This is a genomic window from Mycobacterium sp. IS-3022, from assembly GCF_001500065.1.
In the GTDB taxonomy this organism is placed as follows: Bacteria; Actinomycetota; Actinomycetes; order Mycobacteriales; family Mycobacteriaceae; genus Mycobacterium.
In genome coordinates, this window is sequence record NZ_LQIN01000023.1 from 358,778 (window position 1) to 378,066 (window position 19,289).

The following is a 19,289-nucleotide window of genomic DNA, read 5'->3' on the forward strand; positions in this document are numbered from 1 at the left end:
CCGTCAACGTGGGTATTCAGCCAGCGACCAAGGAGGCATGATGACCGATACGCGTGTACGGCCGCGGGGTGGGCGGATGCGGATGCCGCGCAGCCGCGGCGCCATGAGCGGATTCCTGTTGATTCTGTTGGGCGCGTGGGGTGCGCTGGCTCCATTCGTCGGCCCGATGTTCGATTTCGCGTACAGTCCCGACCAGGCGTGGACGTGGACGACCGGGCGTGGCTGGCTGGAGGTGCTGCCGGGCGTGGTGACCGTGCTGGGCGGCTTGCTTCTACTCATGTCGCGTAACCGCGCGACGGCGATGCTGGGCGGCTGGCTGGCCGTCGCGGGCGGCGCGTGGTTCATCATCGGCCGTGCCCTGGCCGGACCGCTGGGGATCGGCGACGCGGGTGTGCCCGTCGCCGCGACCGAAGGCAAGGCGGTCGCGCTCGAGCTGACGTACTTCTACGGGCTCGGCGCGCTGATCGTGTTCCTCGGCGCGGCTGCGCTGGGGCGGATCTCGGTGCGTAGCGTGCGCGACGTCGAGTGGGCGGATCGTCCCGTGGCTGCGGGCGCGGTCGCCGAGCAGCCGGCTCGCACCGTCGACGAACCTGCTCCTGTCGTCGGTGAGCCCGCTGTGGCAGAGCACCGCACGACGTCGACGGACCAACCCGCGGCGACTGCACAGCCCGCGATGGCCGAGCAGCGGACCGAGGTCATCGGCCCCACGGCCGACACCGCGCCGCCGCGCCGCCGCAGCCTGCTGGACAGGTTCCGCAGCGGTGGCGGGAGTCGCGGCCGCTTCGCACACCGGTAACTGCCCGTATCAGACGCACAGTGCCCCGACACTTCGGGGCACTGTGCGTCTCGTCGTGTCCGGGCTCGCGTGACGTATGTCCCAAGTCGTCGCTCGTGCGACGAGTCTCACCGGCTAGCTGTGATCTGCATGACTGAACGGGGCCTGCGCAGAAGCTAGCCTGGCTATGTAACCGCCCGCATCGGTGGCACCGATAGGCGACTTTTCACTCATTGCTTAGGAGACCCCGGATGTCCGAGAGGCGCGGCGTCACTGATTCCATTGCCGCACGCCAACATTCGGCCACTGCGGTGTGTGAGGCATTCGGCTTCCCTGAAGAGGACTGGCCGATGTTCGCCCGGTGGGCTGCGGGTCCGATGACGCCGCACGACGAGGAAGCGCTGTACCAGTACGTCGATGTGATGATCGCCGACCGCTGCTGGAAGCCGACCGATGATCTCCTTTCGCACCTGATCGACCTCGAGGTCGACGGGCTCGAACTCACCGCCGACGACATCCATCGTTTCGTCGCCACGCTGGTGGGCGCCGCCACCTTCTAGCGTCCTGCACCTTCAGGGTCGAGTTCGTCCAGCAGGCGTTGCATCGTCTGGCACATCTGAGCGAAGCTCCGTTCACCGACTACGCCCGACCAGCGCGCTTCGATGTCGGTGACGCGGGCGCCGGCGTCGGCCATGAGAGCTTGTCCGCGGTTGGTCAGATCGATCAGCTTGGCTCGGCCGTCCGCGGGATCCGGCCGTCGGCTGAGGTAGCCCAGCGACTCGAGGTCGTTGACGAGCTCCGAGGTCGCAGCGAGGCTCAGCTGCGCGCGATCGGCGAGTTCGGTGAGCCGGATGCCGCCCGACCGGATATTGCCGAAGATCGCCAAGTGCGGCTCGCGTACGTCGCCGTAGCCGGCCTCGGCGCGGGGAGCAGCCAAATCGTCGCGAAACTCCCGCAGCAGGCGGAGGAGTAATTGTCCGACCGCCTGACGGTGCGGCGGCTGATCCCTTGACGAAGCCATGGCCTCCGAGGATACTACGGTTACCGAAGTTTCGGTTTCCGAAGTAATAGAGGGCCCATGATCGCCTCCAGCGCGCATTTCGTCAGCACCGACCTCTGCCGGTTGCACGTTCGTCGCATGGGAGCAGGACCGCCGGTGGTGTTGTGGCACAGCCTCTTCGTCGACTCGCGGTCCTGGAGTGCGCTGGTGGACACACTCGCCCGCGAGCGAACCGTCTACACGATCGACGGTCCGTCCCACGGCAAGAGCGAGGCCGTCCGGCGCGACTTCGCCTTCGAAGAAGTCGTCGCCGCAGCAGAGCAGGCATTGGATCGTCTCGGCATCGTCGAACCCGTCGATTGGGTGGGTAACGCGTGGGGTGGGCACATCGGTATCCGGCTCGCCGCCGCGGAATTGCCGCGGTTGCGCACGCTCACGACGATCGGGACGCCGGTGCGGGGGTTCACGATGGCGGAGAAGCTCACGAAGGGGTGGCCGCTCGTCGCGATGTACCGGTTCGCCGGACCCAACGGCTTCATCATGAAGCAGCTGTCGGACTCGCTGCTCGGCGTCCAATCCGTGACCGCTGAGCCCGAACAGGCTCAGGTGACATTGGCGGCATTCCGAGATGCCGACCGCAGCGGCATGTATCACGCGATGCGGTCGATGATGCTCAATCGCGCCGGCGTGGAAGGCCTTTTGGCCGACGTCAAGGTGCCCACCCTGGTGCTGTCCGTCCGCGAGGACGTGATGGGTTGGCGGCCCGAGGAGGCGCGGCGAACGTGCTCGGCCATCCCGGACTGCCGCGTCGAGGAGGTCGCAGGCACCGGGCATGTCTCGCCGCTGTTGATCGACCGCGACCGAATCATCCGATTACTGAGTGATTTGTGGAGTCGTACCGGCGGTCAGCGCCGTTAGGACTCCACAAATCGCGATGGCTCTGGAGGGCGGGCCCATCGGCGCGGACACGCGCAATGGCACACTGGTCAGTTATGGGCGCGCGGCCCCTCCGTCGCTGCGCCGTGACCACAAGACCTAACGAAAGACTTTGTTGCCATGGATCTGGTCGTCTTCCTGCCCCTGCTCATCGTGTTGGGGGCATTCATGTTCTTCGCGTCGCGCCGCCAGAAAAAGGCGATGCAGGCCACCATCGACCTGCACAATTCGCTGCAGATCGGGGACCGCGTGCACACCACGTCGGGTCTGGTCGGAACCATCACCGGCATCACCGACGACGACGTCGAGCTGGAGATCGCGCCCGGCGTCGTCACCACCTGGATGAAGCTCGCCGTGCGCGACCGCATCACCGACGACGACGAGTTCGACGACGTCGAGCCCGAGTCGACGGCCACCGAGCTCACCGAAAGCCCGAACACCAAGACCGACGGCTGAGTCCGAGACCCAAGGACACAGCTGGAGCCCGTACCCTTGCGGTGCTGACGAACCGATCTCGAGGAGACCTGAGGAAACGTGGCATCGTCTTCGACGCCGGTGCACCCTGCCCGCTACCTGTCGCTGTTTCTGGTGTTGCTCGTCGGCGCCTTCTGCCTGGTCTTCCTGACCGGGGACAAGAAGCCCGAGCCGAAACTCGGCATCGACCTGCAGGGCGGCACCCGCGTCACCCTGACCGCTCGCACGCCCGACGGGTCGCCGCCCACCCGTGACGCGCTGAACCAGGCGCAGCAGATCATCAACGACCGAGTCAACGGGCTCGGGGTGTCCGGTTCCGAAGTGATCATCGACGGCAACAACCTCGTCATCACGGTGCCCGGCAGCGAGAGCAGCGACGCCCGCAACCTGGGCCAGACCGCGCGGCTGTACATCCGGCCGGTCATCCACGTCATCCCCGCGGAGAGCCCCGGCCAGCAGCCGCCGACGGAAGCCCCGCCGGGCGCACCACCGGGTGGCCCGATGCTGCCCGGCCAGCCGCCGGGCGCACCCGCCGAGCCCGGTGTTCCGGCCCAACCGGGCGAGCCACCGGCCGCGCCGCCCGCCGCCCCCGCGGTGCCGCCTGCCCCGCAGCCGCGGCCCTATCCGCAGCAACCGGCACCCGAGCCGCCTCCCACTCCGGCGCCCTCGCCGGCACCGCCCGCGCCCGCGGCGCCGCAGGCTGAGCCGCAGTCACCAGAGGACCTTCCGCTGGAGCAGCGCATCGCTGACGAAAAGCAGTTGCGGCAGAGCACCGACCAGCAGATCCAGATCCTGGCCCTGCAGTTCCAGGCCACCCGCTGCGACGAGGAAGATGTCCTCGCAGGTAATGACGATCCGAACCTTCCGCTCGTGACCTGCTCGGACGACGGCAGCCAGGTGTACCTGCTGGACAAGTCGATCATCAACGGTGAGCAGATCGAGGACGCCACCTCGGGTCTGGACCAGCAGCGCGGCGAGTACGTCGTCGACCTCCAGTTCAAGGGTGAGGGCGCGAAGACCTGGGCGGACTTCACCGCCGCCAACGTCGGCACCCAGACCGCGTTCGTGCTCGACACCAAAGTGATGAGCGCACCCGAGATCCGGGAGGCGATCCCAGGCGGACGCACCCAGATCACCGGTCAGTTCACCCAGCAGACCGCGCGTGAACTGGCCAACGTGCTGAAGTATGGCTCGTTGCCGTTGTCGTTCGAGTCGTCGGAGGCCGAAACCGTCTCCGCCACACTGGGTCTGTCGTCACTGCGGGCCGGTCTCATTGCCGGCGCGGTCGGATTGGCGTTGGTTCTGCTCTACTCTCTGCTCTACTACCGGATGCTCGGGGTGTTGACCGCGCTGTCGCTCGTCGCTTCCGGCGCAATGGTTTACGCGATACTGGTGCTGCTCGGCCGGTGGATCGGCTACACGCTCGATCTGGCCGGCATCGCCGGTCTGATCATCGGTATCGGCATGACGGCGGACTCCTTCGTGGTGTTCTTCGAACGCATCAAAGACGAGATCCGCGAAGGCCGTTCGTTCCGGTCGGCCGTACCGCGCGGCTGGGCACGCGCGCGCAAGACCATCGTCTCCGGCAACGCGGTGACACTGCTTGCCGCGGTTGTGCTGTACATCCTGGCCGTGGGCCAGGTCAAGGGCTTCGCGTTCACCCTCGGCCTGACCACGGTTCTCGACGTGGTGGTGGTCTTCCTCGTGACGTGGCCGCTGGTGTACATGGCGTCGAAGTCGCCGACCATGGCCAAGCCTTCGCTGAACGGCCTCGGTGCGGTGCAACAGATCGCCAGGGAGCGACGGGCAGCCGCGCACGCGACGGGACGGGATTAACACATGGCGGCCAAGCAATCATCGGACGAACAGCAGACCAGCGCGGTGGAGGCGCCCGACCTCGCGGCCGCAACACCGCGGCACGGGTTCTTCGTCCGGCTCTACACCGGCACCGGTGCGTTCGAGGTCATCGGCAAACGCAAGCTGTGGTACACGGTCAGCGGCCTGATCGTCGCGGTCTGCCTGGCCAGCATGCTGTTGCGCGGCTTCACCTTCGGCATCGACTTCGAAGGCGGCACCAAGGTGTCGATGCCGACCGCGACGGAGTCGGGCACCGTGACGACGCAACAGGTCGAGGACGTGTTCAGCAAGACACTCGGCACGAGCCCGGAGTCGGTGGTGGTCGTCGGCAGCGGCGGATCGGCCACCGTGCAGATCCGGTCCGAGCACCTGACCAACGCCGAGACCGAGGAACTGCGCACCGCGCTGTTCGACGCCTTCAAACCCAAAGGCGCCGACGGCCAGCCGAGCAAGCAGGCGATCAGCGATTCGGCGGTGTCGGAAACCTGGGGCGGCCAGATCACCCAGAAGGCTCTGATCGCCTTGGTGGTGTTCCTGGTCCTGGCGGCCATCTACATCACCGTGCGCTACGAGCGCTACATGGCGATCGCGGCGCTGGCCACCCTGGTGTTCGACCTCGTGGTGACGGCAGGGGTCTACTCACTCGTCGGCTTCGAGGTGACACCGGCGACCGTGATCGGCCTGCTCACCATCCTCGGCTTCTCGCTGTATGACACCGTCATCGTGTTCGACAAGGTCGAGGAGAACACCCAGGGCTTCGAACACACGACGCGGCGCACGTTCGCAGAGCACGCCAACCTCGCCGTCAACCAGACCTTCATGCGCTCGATCAACACCAGCCTCATCTCGGTGTTGCCGATTCTCGCGCTGATGGTCGTCGCCGTGTGGCTGCTCGGCGTGGGCACGCTGATGGACTTGGCGCTGGTGCAGCTGGTCGGCGTCATCGTCGGGACGTACTCGTCGATCTACTTCGCCACGCCGCTGCTGGTGTCGTTGCGTGAGCGAACGGAACTGGTGCGCAACCACACCCGCCGGGTGATGAACCGCCGCAAGGGCGCGACGGCGCGAGCCGCCGAAACCGGGACCGCCGAGGAACCGGAGACCGTCGGCGCCACCGCCGGCGCGCGGGCCGACACGACGCCGCCGCCGGACAAACCGGCCCCGGGTGCGCGTCCGGTGCGGCCGACCGGCAGCCGCACCGGGCGACCGTCGGGCAAGCGCGACGCCCGGCGGCGGTAGGAGAGATGATCGTCGGCAAGAGGCCGGGGCCGGTGCGACGTTGCGGCGCGCTGGCGCTGGTCATGGTGCTGGCCGCGGCGCTGGCGTCGGCGTGCACGTCCAGCCCCGCCGACAGCGTCGACTATGCCGTCGACGGCTCGCTGATCACCTACAACACCAACACCGTCGCCGGCGCCGCCTCGGGCGGCCCGCAGGCGTTCGCACGGGTGCTGACCGGATTCAACTACCACGGACCGGACGGGCAGATCGTCGGAGATCACGACTTCGGAACGATTTCCGTGGTCGGCAGGCAACCTCTGGTGCTCGACTACGAGATCAACGCCAACGCGGTCTACTCCGACGGCAAGCCGATCACCTGCGACGATCTCGTGCTGGCATGGGCATCGCAGTCCGGCAGGTTCCCAACCTTCGACGCCGCCAGCCGCGCCGGTTACAGCGACATCGCGTCAGTGGACTGCACGCCGGGACAGAAGAAGGCGCGGGTGTCGTTCGCGCCGGATCGCGGGTTCGTCGACTTCGGCCAGCTGTTCTCCGCGACGGCGATGATGCCGTCGCACGTCATCGCCGATCAGCTCGGGCTCGGCGACGGGGGCGTCACGAAGGCCATCCTGGCGAACGACGGTCCGGCGGTGGAGCGCATCTCCCAGGTCTGGAACACCGGGTGGAACCTCAAACCCGGCGTCGACCTGAAGAAGTTCCCCTCGTCGGGGCCCTACAAGCTGGACGAGGTGACCGAGGACGGCGCGGTCGTGCTGGTCGCCAACGACAAGTGGTGGGGCGCCGAACCCGTGACCGAAACGGTGACGGTGTGGCCGCGCGGCGCCGACATCCAGGAAAAGGTCAACCAGGGCGCCTACGACATCGTCGACATCGCCACCGGTTCGTCGGGCACGCTGAACATGCCCGACGACTACGTGCGCACGGACGCCCCGTCGGCCGGCATCGAACAGCTCATCTTCGCGCCGCGGGGCGTGATGGCGGCCCCACCTGCCCGCCGTGCGCTGGCCCTGTGCACGCCGCGCGACGAGATTGCCCGCAACGCCGAAGTGCCGATCGCCAACTCGCGGCTCAACCCTGCGGCGGAGGACGCGTACAGCGCGGCTGAGGGCGGTCCCGGAGCGGGGCAGTTCGTTGCCGCCAACCCCGAAGCGGCACGGGCCGCGCTCAACGCGCGGCCGTTGACGGTTCGCATCGGCTACCACAGCCCCAACGCGCGGCTGGCCGCCACTGTCGGGGCGATTGCGAAAGCGTGCGCGCCGGCGGGCATCACCGTTCAGGACGTCGCGAGCAACACCGTGGGCCCACTGTCGTTGCGCAACAACGAGATCGATGTGCTTCTCGCCAGCACAGGTGGTGCGGCAGGCAGCGGGTCGTCCGGTTCGTCGGCGATGGACGCGTACCAGTTCCACACCGGCAACGGCAACAACCTGCCGCGGTACTCCAACCCGCAGATCGACCGCATCATCGCGACGATGGCCATCACCAACGACCCCAAGGAGCTGGCCCGACTACTCGGCGAGGGCGGTCCGGTGCTGTGGGCCGATATGCCGACGCTACCGCTGTACCGACAGCAGCGCACCGTTCTGACGTCGAAGAAGATGTTCGGGGTCAATAGCAACCCGACCCGGTGGGGTGCGGGATGGAACATGGACCGTTGGGTGCTCGAGCGGTGAGCGACGGACCCGACCGGCCGGCGGCGGAAGACATCTCGACGCTGATCGCGGCGAGGATGCGGGAGGTACCCGACTTCCCCGAACCGGGCATCGCGTTCAAGGACCTCACCCCGCTGTTGGCCGACGGCCACGGGTTGGCCGCGGTCACCGATGCGCTCGCCGAAGCCGCCGGCGGCGCCGACCTGGTGGCGGGAATCGACGCGCGCGGCTTCTTGCTCGGCGCGGCGGTCGCCCTGCGGTTGGGGACGGGTGTGTTGGCGATCCGCAAGGGCGGCAAGCTGCCGCCGCCGGTGCACAGCGAGACCTATTCGCTCGAATACGGCACGGCGACGCTGGAGATTCCGGCCGACGGAATCGACATCGGCGGCCGGAATGTGGTGATCATCGACGATGTGCTGGCCACAGGCGGAACAGCGGCCGCGGCGGTCAGGTTGCTGCAGCACGCCGGCGCGTCGGTGACCGGTGCCGCGGTGCTGCTCGAACTGACGGCGCTCAACGGTCGCGAGGTGCTCGAGCCGCTGCCGGTCACGTCGTTGCACCGGGTCTGAGGGATATCCTCGGAGGCGGGCCACACATCGCTGGAGGAGGTGACCATGGCTGATGAACCCGGCACGGGCCAAGCCGTGCAGTCGCCGCCGCCGCAAACGCAGCCCGAGACGCCGACCCCGGAGACGCCGAAAGCCTCGGCGAGCGCGTCGCGCCGCGTGCGCGCCCGGCTGGCGCGCCGGATGACGTCGCAGCGCAGCGCGATCAACCCGGTCCTCGAGCCGCTGGTCGCGGTCCACAAGGAGATCTACCCCAAGGCGAATCTGCAGCTGTTGCAGCGGGCCTACGAGGTCGCCGAACAGCGCCATGCCGATCAGTTGCGCCGCTCGGGCGATCCGTACATCACCCACCCGTTGGCCGTGGCGAACATCCTCGCCGAGCTCGGCATGGACACCACCACGCTGATCGCAGCGCTGCTGCATGACACCGTCGAGGACACCGGGTACACGCTGGAAGCGCTGACCGAGGAGTTCGGCACCGAGGTCGGCCATCTGGTCGACGGCGTCACCAAGCTGGACAAGGTGGCGCTGGGCACCGCCGCCGAGGGCGAGACCATCCGCAAGATGATCATCGCGATGGCGCGCGACGCCCGCGTGTTGGTGATCAAGGTCGCCGACCGGCTGCACAACATGCGCACCATGCGGTTCCTGCCGCCCGAGAAGCAGGCGCGCAAGGCGCGCGAAACGCTGGAAGTGATTGCTCCGCTTGCGCACCGGCTGGGCATGGCAACGGTCAAGTGGGAGCTCGAAGACCTGGCATTCGCGATTCTGCACCCGAAGAAGTACGAGGAGATCGTGCGGCTGGTCGCCGACCGGGCGCCGTCGCGCGACACCTACCTCGCCAAGGTGCGTGCGGAGATCAACGCGACGCTGAGCGCGTCGAAGATCGATGCGGTCGTGGAAGGACGCCCCAAGCACTACTGGTCGATCTACCAGAAGATGATCGTCAAGGGCCGAGACTTCGACGACATCCACGACCTCGTCGGCGTGCGCATCCTCTGCGACGAGATCCGAGATTGCTACGCGGCTCTCGGCGTCGTCCATTCACTGTGGCAGCCGATGGCCGGGCGGTTCAAGGACTACATCGCGCAGCCACGGTACGGCGTCTATCAGTCGTTGCACACCACGGTCGTCGGGCCCGAGGGCAAACCGCTGGAAGTGCAGATCCGCACACACGACATGCACAAGACCGCCGAACTGGGCATCGCTGCGCACTGGCGTTACAAGGAAACCAAGGGGCGCAACGGCGTTCCGAACCAGCACTCGTCGGCCGAGATCGACGACATGGCCTGGATGCGACAGCTTCTCGACTGGCAGCGTGAGGCCGCTGACCCCGGCGAGTTCCTGGAGTCGCTGCGTTACGACCTTGCGGTGCAGGAGATCTTCGTGTTCACCCCGAAGGGCGACGTGATCACGCTGCCGACCGGGTCGACACCCGTCGACTTCGCCTACGCGGTGCACACCGAGGTCGGTCACCGCTGTATCGGCGCACGGGTCAACGGCCGCCTCGTCGCGCTCGAGCGGAAGCTCGAAAACGGGGAAGTGGTTGAGGTTTTCACGTCCAAGGCGCTCAACGCCGGCCCGTCGCGTGACTGGCAGACCTTCGTGGTGTCGCCGCGCGCGAAGGCCAAGATCCGGCAGTGGTTCGCCAAGGAGCGCCGGGAGGAGGCGCTCGAGGCGGGTAAGGACGCGATCGCCCGCGAGGTCCGTCGTGGCGGACTTCCGTTGCAGCGGTTGATGAATGCCGAATCGATGGGCGCGCTGGCCCGCGAACTGCGGTATGTGGACGTTTCGGCGCTCTACACCGCGGTGGGCGAGGGTCACGTTTCGGCGCGGCATGTGGTGCAGCGGTTGGTCGCCCAGGTCGGCGGTGACGAGGAAGCCTCCGACGAACTCGCCGAACGCTCCACACCGGCGACGATGCCGGTGCGCCACCGCACCAGCGACGATGTCGGGGTTGCCGTTCCGGGCGCCCCGGGTGTGTTGACCAAACTGGCCAAGTGCTGCACGCCGGTACCCGGCGACAACATCATGGGCTTCGTCACGCGCGGCGGCGGTGTGAGCGTGCACCGCACCGACTGCACGAATGCCTCGTCGCTGCAGCAGCAATCGGAGCGCATCATCGAGGTGAAGTGGGCGCCGTCGCCGTCGTCGGTGTTCCTGGTCGCGATCCAGGTCGAGGCGCTGGACCGGCATCGGTTGCTGTCCGACGTCACGCGGGTGCTGGCCGACGAGAAGGTCAACATCCTGAGCGCGTCTGTGACGACATCCAACGATCGGGTGGCGATCAGCAGGTTCACCTTCGAGATGGGCGACCCCAAGCATCTCGGCCATGTGCTGAACGTGGTGCGCAATGTGGAAGGCGTGTACGACGTCTACCGGGTCACTTCCGCGGCGTGAGCCGCAATGGGCAGAAGCGGCGTGAGCCGCAATCGGGGCTCCGCCGGCAAATTGAGATGACACCCGTCAATTTTTGCCAGGTCTGCGATACTGCGACGATGCGTCACGCCTTGCTCGTTGTTCTCGTTTCGCTCGGCGTCGTGCTCGCCGGTTGCAGTTCCACGATCAAGCCGGAAGGGGCCGCGAAATCGGTGGTCGACCTCGTCTCGGAGCAGACTGGGTTCAAGCCGACAGATGTGAAGTGCCCCGAGGGTGTCGAGGCCGAGGAGGGAACGAAGTTCGAGTGCACGTTCACGGGGCCGGAGGGCAAGGAGTACACCGCGAACATGCGGGTGACCAAGGTCGAAGGTGACGACGTCGAGTTCTACATCGAGACGGCGCCCAGCGAATAGCCGACAGTCGGGGGTCAGTCGAGTCGGATCGACTCGATCGAGACGGCGGCGGCGGGCTCGCCGTCCTCGCTGCCGTCGGCGACGCCCTCGGCCGCGATCTTGTCCAGCGTGGCCAGGCCGGTCTCGTCGATCGTGCCGAACACCGTGTACGTCGGCGGTAGCTGCGAGTCCTGGTAGACGAGGAAGAACTGGCTGCCGTTGGTGCCGACGCCCGCGTTGGCCATCGCCAGCGTGCCGCGCGGATAGCGGACGGGCGTCCTGATCGCCGGATCGCTCAACCGGTACTGGTTGGTCGGATATTCGTTCGGAAACTGGTAGCCCGGCCCACCGATGCCGGTGCCGCTCGGGTCGCCGCATTGCAGCACGCCGAGGGTGTCGCTCGTGGTCAGGCGGTGACATGGCGTGTCGTCGAAGAAACCCTGCTGGGCCAGGCTGGCGAAGTTGTTGACCGTGCACGGGGCCTTGGCGTTGTCGAGCTGAAGGCCGATGTTGCCCCTGTTGGTGGTCATGCTGGCGCTGACGAGCTCGGGGTCGGTCGGCACCGGGCCGGTACGCGGAGGCTTGGCCGGCTTGCTGGCCGGTTCGGAGGCCGCCGGGTAATGACAGTTCGAGCCGAGCGTGGCAGGCGGCTCGAATTGCGGAAGCTCGTCGGTCTGCAGGCCCGGCGTCACCGTGATGTCCGGGTAGCTCGGGTCCGTGCCGTCGAGCGACTCGAGTTCGCGCGCCACCGTCGCGACGAAGATGACGCTGACGACGATGATCAGCACCGTCGCCACGGTCACCAGGTATCCGATGACCAGGCCGGCGATCGCCAGGCCGCGGCCCTCCTCGCCGGTTTTCTTGATCTGCGACAGCGAAAGGTGGCCGAACAGGATGCCCAGCGGCGCAAAGACGAACGCGCACACCAGCGCCACGATGGCCAACGTGTTGGTCTGCTTGGGCGGCGGATAACCGTAGTAATGCGGCGGATAGCCGTACGGCGGTGGCTGCGGCTGGAGTCCGCCGCTCGGTGGTGTCGTCATCAGTCCAGCAGGATCGACTTCACCTTGACCGGGGTGGCTGGTGCACCGTCCTGACCGCCGTCGGCGACGCCGGCCTTGGCGATCTTGTCCAGCGTGGCCAGGCCGGTTTCGTCGATCGTGCCGAACACCGTGTAGTTCGGCGGCAGCTTCGAGTCCTGGTAGACGAGGAAGAACTGGCTGCCGTTGGTGTTCGCACCGGCGTTGGCCATTGCGACGGTGCCGCGCGGATAGGTGACCGGCTCTTGAAGCTTCGGGTCGCCGGGTTGGTACTGGTTGGTCGGATACTCGTTGGCAAACGAGTAACCCGGGCCGCCGGTGCCGTCGCCGGTCGGGTCGCCGCACTGCAGCACCTTGAGCTGTTCGGCCGTGGTGAGCCGGTGGCAGGTGGTGTCGTCGAAGTAGCCCTGTTGGGCGAGGCTGGCGAAGTTGTTGACCGTGCACGGGGCCTTGGCGTTGTCGAGTACCAGGCCGATGTTTCCCTGGTCGGTGGACATGCTGACGCTGACCTCGGCGGGGTCGGTGGGTACCTTGCCGGTGCGCGGCGGCTTGACGTCCTTGCTGGCCTTCTCCGCCGAGGCCGGGTACTGGCAGTTCTCGCCGAGGCCGGCCGGTGGGTCGAACGCGGGCAGCGCTCCTGGCGCCGACGGCGTGGCGGGAGAACTTTCGGTGGCGGCAGTGGACTGGCTGTCCGAATCCCTGTTGACGACGACCGTGGCGACCACCGCGGCGATCACGACGATCGCGCCCGCGACCGAGGCGATGATCGTGTACAGGCGCCGCTTACGTGCCTTCTCGGCGCGGCGTTCCAACTGCCGCTCGAGTTTGCGCTTCGCTGTCGCCCGCCGCTGTTCGTTGGTCGGCACCGCCGGTGTCCTCCTCGTGTCGATCGGTCGGAAACGAGTGTGCCAGGCGTTGCTGAGTGTGGCGCTGCCGCCCACGTCACGCGGGATGGGAAACTGGTGGTCGTGTTCATCACCGGGTTTCCGGCCGGCATGCTGGCGTGTAACTGCTACGTGCTGGCCCCACGGACCGGGGCCGACGCCATCGTCGTCGACCCCGGTCAGCGGGCGATGGGGCCGCTGCGCCGGATCCTGGACGACAACCACCTGACACCCGCGGCGGTGCTGCTGACCCACGGGCACATCGACCACATCTGGTCGGCACAGAAGGTGGCGGACACCTACGGCTGCCCGGCCTATATCCATCCCGAGGACCGCTTCATGCTGACCGACCCGATCAAAGACTTCGGGCCGAAGCTTGCGCAGGTTGCGTTCGGGGCCCTCTTCCGGGAGCCGAAGCAGGTCGTCGAACTCGACAGGGACGGCGACAAGGTCGAGTTGGGTGGCGTCACGGTCGCCATCGACCACACGCCGGGCCACACCCGCGGGTCGGTGGTGTTCCGCGTCGACTCGGCCATCGGGTCGGGCCCCGGCTCGGTGGTGTTCACGGGCGATACCCTGTTCCGGCAGTCGGTGGGCCGCACGGACCTGCCGGGCGGCAGCGGCCGGGACCTGCTCGGCTCGATCGTCAACAAACTGTTGGTGCTCGACGACGACACCGTGGTACTACCGGGACACGGCCCGAAGACCACGATCGGCGTCGAACGCCGCACCAACCCGTTCCTCGAAGGCTTGACCTAGTGAGCTCCAGTGAGTGATTTTCAGGCGCCCAAGGGCGTCCCGGACTACCTGCCGCCCGATTCGGCACAGTTCGTCGGCGTGCGCGACGGTCTGCTCGACACAGCCCGGCGTGCCGGTTACGGCGACATCGAACTGCCGATCTTCGAGGACACCACGCTGTTCGCCCGCGGGGTGGGCGAGTCCACCGATGTGGTGTCGAAGGAGATGTACACCTTCGCCGATCGCGGTGGCCGGTCGGTGACCCTGCGACCCGAAGGCACCGCGGGCGTGATTCGCGCCGTCATCGAGCACGGGCTCGACCGTGGCCCGTTGCCGGTCAAGCTGTGCTACGCCGGCCCGTTCTTCCGGTACGAACGCCCGCAGGCGGGCCGTTACCGCCAGCTGCAGCAGGTGGGCGTGGAGGCCATCGGTGTCGACGACCCGGCCCTCGACGCCGAGGTGATCGCGATCGCCGATGCCGGGTTCCGCTCGCTGGGGCTCGACGGCTTCCGTCTCGAGATCACCTCGCTGGGCGACGACACCTGCCGCCCGCAGTATCGAGAGTTGTTGCAGGAGTTCCTGTTCAAGCTCGACCTCGACGAGGAGACACGCCGGCGCGCGGAGATCAACCCGCTGCGGGTGCTCGACGACAAGCGCCCTGCGGTGCGCGCGATGACCGCGGACGCGCCCGTGATGTTGGATCACCTGTCCGATGTCGCCAAGCAGCATTTCGACAGTGTGCTGGCGCATCTCGACGCGTTGGACGTGCCGTATGTCATCAATCCGCGCATGGTGCGCGGGCTGGACTACTACACCAAGACCACGTTCGAGTTCGTGCACGACGGCTTGGGTGCCCAGTCGGGTATCGGCGGCGGCGGGCGCTACGACGGGCTGATGGCCCAACTCGGCGGAAAAGACCTGTCCGGCATCGGGTTTGGGTTGGGTGTCGATCGCACCTTGCTGGCGCTGAAGGCGGAGGGCAAGAGCGTCGGCGGGACGGCGCGGGTCGACGTGTTCGGTGTTCCGCTGGGGGAGCAGGCCAAGATGCAACTGGCGGTGTTGGCTGCGCGATTACGTGCGGCGGGCGTGCGGGTCGACCTGGCCTACGGCGATCGGGGCATCAAGGGTGCGATGCGCGCCGCGGACCGCTCGGGTGCGTTGCTTGCTCTGGTGGCGGGTGACCGCGATATCGAGGCGGGCACCATCGGTGTGAAGAACCTGGCGACGGGGGAACAGAAGGACGTCGCGGTCGAGGGCGTGTTGGCCGAGGTGCTTTCACGCCTCAACCGCGCCTAATTCTCGCCGCCGGAGGTGGCGGCGCCGATGTCGAGTGTGTCGCTGCCGTCGGCGCCCTTCACTTCGACGACCGGGTCGTCGCGGTCGTCGAACTCCAGCCGCAGGGCGCGCGACATGATCGCATGCATCACGTACATCGTGGTGGTGTAAGTGAATTCGAGAATCTCGCGATCGCTGAAGACCTCGCGCAGCTGTTCGAACAGCCGCTCGGGCACTCGGCCCTGCTGACCGGCCAGGCAGTCGGAGTAGGCGAGCAGTAGGCGTTCGGTGTGGTCGAAACAGTCGGCGGTCTGCCAGGACGGGATCGCCGCGATCTTCTCCTCCGACAGCCCCGCCGACCGACATGCCTTGCAGTGCTGGGAGAAGACGAACTGGCTACCCACCACCCAGCCGGCACGAATCTGGCCCAGCTCCCGGTGGTCCGGCCGGATCGTGACCTCCTCGCGGTAGAGCCGAAAGCCGCGCACCGCGTGCCGTAACGCCGCAGGGGATTGGGCGAACACCGTCCACCCGTCCCCGGTCGTCCCGCCGATGGCGCCGGGCTCGGCGACCGGATCACGATCGCCGAACATGAAGTCGTACATGTTCAGCGTGAATTCGTCGCTGACCTCAGCGCGCGGAACCGGATCGAGTCGTGGCACGGTGCTCTCCTGGTGCGTTCAGCCGGCGCCGCGGGCGACGGAGTTGAGCAGCTCATCCAGGTGGCCGACCCCACCGTCGAACGGATTGCCGCGCTTGAGCACCTTCGACCCGCCCGGAGTCAGCGCTACGAGTTTCGGTGAGCTGGAACCGATCTGAAATTTCCGGGCGAACCGCACCTGGTCGAGTTGCACCAGCGCGCCGCCGCGATAGCTGAACAGTCCGAGCTTGCGGTCGAGTACCGCTGTCGGTCGGCACTCGTGCAGCGGTCGACACCGCATGCGACGGAACTTGCGCACGATGACGAACGTCACCGCCGCAAGTGCCACGCCGACCGCCACGAACGCCGCTCCCAACGCACGGGACGGAACGCCAGACAGTACGGCGACGACACCGAAACCCGCCACGACGAGTGTCAGAATCCCGAGAACGAATGCCAGCACAGTCAGCGGTCCAGTGCCTCGGTCGACGAGGAGTACCCGCCGGCCGTCGTCGGTGACGACCAGCCCGCCGGTGTCGGCGAGCACGCGGCTCTCGGTTGGGCTGTCCACGGGTGAACTGTGCCATTCGCCCGTCGCGAACGTGCGCAAACCGTCGAATGATGGCGGCGTGTCGCGCGCAGACGCGGGCGCTCGCCCAAGGCGCCTGTAACGGTTTGGTACCGTCCGGCGATGTGACGGTCATGCGAACAGCTACAGCCAAGGTCGGGGCGGCCTTCATGGTGGCAGCGGCGTCGGTCGCGGTCAGCCACGCGACGGCGGACGCTCAGTCGGCCGGTCATCAGGTCCGGTACACGTTGACGTCGACAGGCGCCGCCGACTTCCAGCTCAACTATCTGATAGCGCAACCTCCGAGCAAGGAGGCCTACAACGCCGACGCGTACGCCTACCTGAAGAAGGAGACGGTGAACCTGGCGCCCGGCGTGCCGTGGGTGTTCGAGACCACGCTCGAGGACCCGCAGTGGGCGATCCTTACCGCGAGCACCGGCGTGCACGCGATGACGGCCCCGCCGAACCCGCACTGCGAGATCACGATCGACGGTGAGATCGCCGTGCAGCAGGACGGTCCCTACACCGTGCAGTGCCAGCTGAGCCAGTGGTGAACGCGTCGCTGGCGGTCTGACGTTCGGTCAGTCGGCCACGGCTTCCACCTGGCACAGTCCACTCAGGGCCGGCGGCAACGGTTGGCAGTGCAGCACACCGAGTCGTTGGGTGGCGCGAGTCAGAGCGACGTAGAGGTCGGCGGTGCCGCGAGGGCCGGCGGCCAGGATCCGGTCCGGCTCCACGACCAGAACCGCGTCGAACTCCAGGCCTTTCGTCTCGGCCGGTGACACCGTTCCCGGCACCCCCGGTGGCCCGATCACGACGCAGGTGCCCTCGCGGCCGGCCTCGTCGCAGACGAAATCCTCAATGGCCCGCGGCAATTCGTCCTGATCGACGTGTCGTGACCACGGCCGGACACCGCTGGCGCGAACCGATTCGGGCGGCTGCACCCCGGGAGCGAACTCGCCCAACAGGCCGGCGGCGACGGCCATGATCTCCGCCGGCGTGCGGTAGTTCACCGTCAGCGGCCGGTAGACCCAACGTCCAGCCACATACGGATCGAGCATCGCGGCCCATGACGTCGCGCCCGCCGCCGATCGGCGCTGCGCAAGATCGCCGACCACGGTGAACGACTTGCTCGGGCAGCGACGCATCAACACCCGCCACTCCATTTCGGACAACTCCTGTGCTTCGTCGACGACGACGTGCCGGTACGTCCAATCGCGGTCCGCGGCAGCGCGTTCGGCGAGGTCGCGGGTATCGCGTTCGACGAAGCGGTCGGCGAGCTCCTCGGCCTCGAGCAGGTCGGCGGCGATCAGATGGTCCTCGTCGTCCATCAAATCCTCGCGGGCGACCATCAGGTCCAGCACCCCGGCGGCGTAGGCGGCCTCCTCCTGCCGTTCCTTGTCCGCGGCGACATCGGGCTTGATACCGCCGAGCATGTCGACCAGTTCGTCGAGCAGCGGCACATCCGACACCGTCCAGGCGTCGCCCTGTGCGCGCCACAGCGAGTCGTCCGCCCCTGCGGCAGTGAGTCTTTGACGGGATTCGTAAAGCTCCGCCAACAGTGCCTGCGGCGTCAACTCGGGCCAGAGCCGGTCGAGCGCCGCAGCGAACTCATCGTGATCACCGAGCTCGTCGAGCAGTTCGGCCCGCAGGTGCTCCCATGCCTGCTTGTCGTCGCGAGTCAACCAGCCCTTGCCGATCCGGGCGATCGCGCGCTCGGTCAGCACCCACGTGATGACGTCGATGAACACCGGCCGGGCGTCGTTGTGCGGCAGACCGCTTTCCCGCGCCTCCTGAATGGCCCACTCGGCGGTCTCGGCATCGATCCGCACGGTGACGTCGGCCAGCTTGACGGGCAGCGGCCGCTCGGGGACGCGTTGCCGGTCGGCGATCGCGCCCGCCAGCACGTCGAGCATCTTCAACGAGCCCTTCGCCCGCACCGCATCCGGCTCGTCCTCGGCGGTGACCCGCACACCGGGAACGAGGTCGCCGGTCGTCATGAAGACGACGTTGGTCTCGCCCAACGACGGCAGCACCCGGCCGATGTGGCGCAGGAACGCCGCGTTCGGGCCGATCACCAGCACCCCGTGGCGTTCCATCCGCTCCCGCTGGGTGTAGAGCAGATACGCGACGCGGTGGAGGGCGACGACGGTCTTACCCGTGCCGGGTCCACCTTCGATCACCAGGACGCCCGGGTGGTCGAGTCGAATGATCTCGTCCTGTTCGGCCTGGATCGTCGCGACGATGTCGCGCATCCCGTCGCCGCGCGGCGCGTTGACCGCCGCCAGCAGCGCCGCGTCGCCGCGCTCGCCGCCGGCGGGTCTGCCCAGGACTTCGTCGGTGAAGTCGGTGACGCGACGCCCGAGGGAGTGAAACTGGCGGCGCCGACGCATGCCCTTGGGGTTGGCGGCGGTCGCGACGTAAAACGCGCGCGCCGCCGGCGCCCGCCAGTCGAGCAGCAGCGGTTCGTACTCGTCGGCCTCGTCGAACAACCCGATCCGACCGATGTACAGGCGGTCGCCTGCGACGCTGTCCAACCGGCCGAAGCACAATCCGTGATCGGCCACGTCCAGGCGATTCATCCGCTTGGCCACCGCTCGCACCTCCGCGTCGCGGTCGACGAGCGACCCGCCGTCACCACGCAGCGCCGCGCTGTAGCGCTCCTGCACTCGGGCGCGCTCGGCGTCGAGGCGCGCATACAAACCGGTTATGTAACGCTGTTCGGACCGCAATTCGCCGTCGTAGCCGTTGATCGACACCCCGCCCCACTTTCTTCCAGCCCACCACCGAGTTTCGGGTCAGGCCAGCGATTTTGAGCCATCACCCCGGCCTTGCCGCAAGTCCCCTGGCGCGTTATACCTTGAAGAGAGAACC

At 67.5% G+C, this 19,289-nt stretch carries 19 protein-coding genes; 13 read left to right on the forward strand and 6 right to left on the reverse strand.

Going from position 1 to position 19,289, the window contains the following annotated elements:
* Positions 1-40 precede the first annotated feature (40 nt).
* Positions 41-796, forward strand: coding sequence for a hypothetical protein (locus tag AU188_RS16155; protein ID WP_059164782.1), 756 nt, complete (start codon positions 41-43; stop codon positions 794-796).
* Positions 797-1,026: 230 nt separating this feature from the next.
* Positions 1,027-1,335, forward strand: a complete 309-nt coding sequence (locus AU188_RS16160) for a cytochrome P450 family protein (protein WP_059164674.1) — start codon at positions 1,027-1,029, stop codon at positions 1,333-1,335.
* On the opposite strand, the gene AU188_RS16165 is transcribed toward AU188_RS16160, so the two are convergent.
* Positions 1,332-1,796 (reverse strand): MarR family winged helix-turn-helix transcriptional regulator, encoded by a 465-nt coding sequence (locus tag AU188_RS16165; protein ID WP_059164675.1) that lies wholly within the window; start codon positions 1,794-1,796, stop codon positions 1,332-1,334. The genes AU188_RS16160 and AU188_RS16165 overlap by 4 nt on opposite strands.
* 57 nt (positions 1,797-1,853) lie before the next feature.
* On the opposite strand from AU188_RS16165, the gene AU188_RS16170 reads away from it, so the two are divergent.
* From AU188_RS16170 to AU188_RS16205, 8 genes are all read left to right on the forward strand, one after another.
* Positions 1,854-2,693, forward strand: coding sequence for an alpha/beta fold hydrolase (locus AU188_RS16170; protein ID WP_059164676.1), 840 nt, complete (start codon positions 1,854-1,856; stop codon positions 2,691-2,693).
* A 138-nt stretch (positions 2,694-2,831) separates the two neighbouring features.
* On the forward strand, positions 2,832-3,167 hold the full coding sequence (gene yajC / locus AU188_RS16175) for a preprotein translocase subunit YajC (protein WP_059164677.1): 336 nt from the start codon (positions 2,832-2,834) through the stop codon (positions 3,165-3,167).
* 78 nt (positions 3,168-3,245) lie between these two features.
* Entirely contained in the window at positions 3,246-5,021 is a 1,776-nt protein-coding gene (gene secD, locus AU188_RS16180) for a protein translocase subunit SecD (protein ID WP_059164678.1), read from the forward strand.
* A gap of 3 nt (positions 5,022-5,024) precedes the next feature.
* Positions 5,025-6,281, forward strand: coding sequence for a protein translocase subunit SecF (secF, locus tag AU188_RS16185; RefSeq protein ID WP_059164679.1), 1,257 nt, complete (start codon positions 5,025-5,027; stop codon positions 6,279-6,281).
* 5 nt (positions 6,282-6,286) lie between these two features.
* On the forward strand, positions 6,287-7,954 hold the full coding sequence (locus AU188_RS16190) for an ABC transporter substrate-binding protein (RefSeq protein ID WP_082686659.1): 1,668 nt from the start codon (positions 6,287-6,289) through the stop codon (positions 7,952-7,954).
* A complete protein-coding gene (locus AU188_RS16195; protein WP_502687619.1) occupies positions 7,909-8,502 on the forward strand; it encodes an adenine phosphoribosyltransferase in 594 nt (197 codons plus the stop codon). Before AU188_RS16190 ends, AU188_RS16195 begins: the two co-directional genes overlap by 46 nt.
* 45 nt (positions 8,503-8,547) lie before the next feature.
* Positions 8,548-10,899, forward strand: coding sequence for a RelA/SpoT family protein (locus tag AU188_RS16200; protein WP_059164785.1), 2,352 nt, complete (start codon positions 8,548-8,550; stop codon positions 10,897-10,899).
* A 98-nt stretch (positions 10,900-10,997) separates the two neighbouring features.
* Positions 10,998-11,291 carry a DUF4333 domain-containing protein gene (locus AU188_RS16205; RefSeq protein ID WP_059164680.1) on the forward strand — a complete coding sequence of 98 codons (294 nt, stop codon included), beginning with the start codon at positions 10,998-11,000 and terminating at the stop codon, positions 11,289-11,291.
* Between the two features lie 14 nt (positions 11,292-11,305).
* On the opposite strand, the gene AU188_RS16210 is transcribed toward AU188_RS16205, so the two are convergent.
* Positions 11,306-12,313 carry a peptidylprolyl isomerase gene (locus AU188_RS16210; RefSeq protein WP_059164681.1) on the reverse strand — a complete coding sequence of 336 codons (1,008 nt, stop codon included), beginning with the start codon at positions 12,311-12,313 and terminating at the stop codon, positions 11,306-11,308.
* A complete protein-coding gene (locus AU188_RS16215; protein ID WP_059164682.1) occupies positions 12,313-13,176 on the reverse strand; it encodes a peptidylprolyl isomerase in 864 nt (287 codons plus the stop codon). The genes AU188_RS16210 and AU188_RS16215 overlap by 1 nt, the downstream gene beginning before the upstream one ends.
* 102 nt (positions 13,177-13,278) lie before the next feature.
* Here AU188_RS16215 and AU188_RS16220 point away from each other — a divergent pair, with 102 nt between their 5' ends.
* Both AU188_RS16220 and hisS read left to right on the forward strand, forming a co-directional pair.
* The gene (locus AU188_RS16220; protein WP_059164786.1) at positions 13,279-13,953 is read left to right on the forward strand and encodes an MBL fold metallo-hydrolase; all 675 of its coding nucleotides are present in this window, start codon (positions 13,279-13,281) and stop codon (positions 13,951-13,953) included.
* A gap of 9 nt (positions 13,954-13,962) precedes the next feature.
* Positions 13,963-15,228 carry a histidine--tRNA ligase gene (gene hisS, locus AU188_RS16225; RefSeq protein ID WP_059164683.1) on the forward strand — a complete coding sequence of 422 codons (1,266 nt, stop codon included), beginning with the start codon at positions 13,963-13,965 and terminating at the stop codon, positions 15,226-15,228.
* On the opposite strand, the gene AU188_RS16230 is transcribed toward hisS, so the two are convergent.
* Together AU188_RS16230 and AU188_RS25555 are read right to left on the reverse strand one after the other, a co-directional pair.
* Positions 15,225-15,869 (reverse strand): carboxymuconolactone decarboxylase family protein, encoded by a 645-nt coding sequence (locus tag AU188_RS16230; protein WP_059164684.1) that lies wholly within the window; start codon positions 15,867-15,869, stop codon positions 15,225-15,227. The two genes, hisS and AU188_RS16230, sit on opposite strands and share 4 nt — an antisense overlap.
* Before the next feature lie 18 nt (positions 15,870-15,887).
* The gene (locus AU188_RS25555; protein WP_172799515.1) at positions 15,888-16,418 is read right to left on the reverse strand and encodes a hypothetical protein; all 531 of its coding nucleotides are present in this window, start codon (positions 16,416-16,418) and stop codon (positions 15,888-15,890) included.
* A 131-nt stretch (positions 16,419-16,549) separates the two neighbouring features.
* Between AU188_RS25555 and AU188_RS16240 the strand changes: the two genes are divergently transcribed.
* Positions 16,550-16,969 (forward strand): Rv2576c family protein, encoded by a 420-nt coding sequence (locus AU188_RS16240; protein WP_156426709.1) that lies wholly within the window; start codon positions 16,550-16,552, stop codon positions 16,967-16,969.
* Positions 16,970-16,996: 27 nt separating this feature from the next.
* Here the strand turns inward: AU188_RS16240 and helR are convergent, their stop codons facing one another.
* Complete coding sequence (helR, locus tag AU188_RS16245) at positions 16,997-19,174, reverse strand: RNA polymerase recycling motor ATPase HelR (RefSeq protein ID WP_502687620.1); 2,178 nt, start codon at positions 19,172-19,174, stop codon at positions 16,997-16,999.
* Positions 19,175-19,289: the final 115 nt, after the last annotated feature.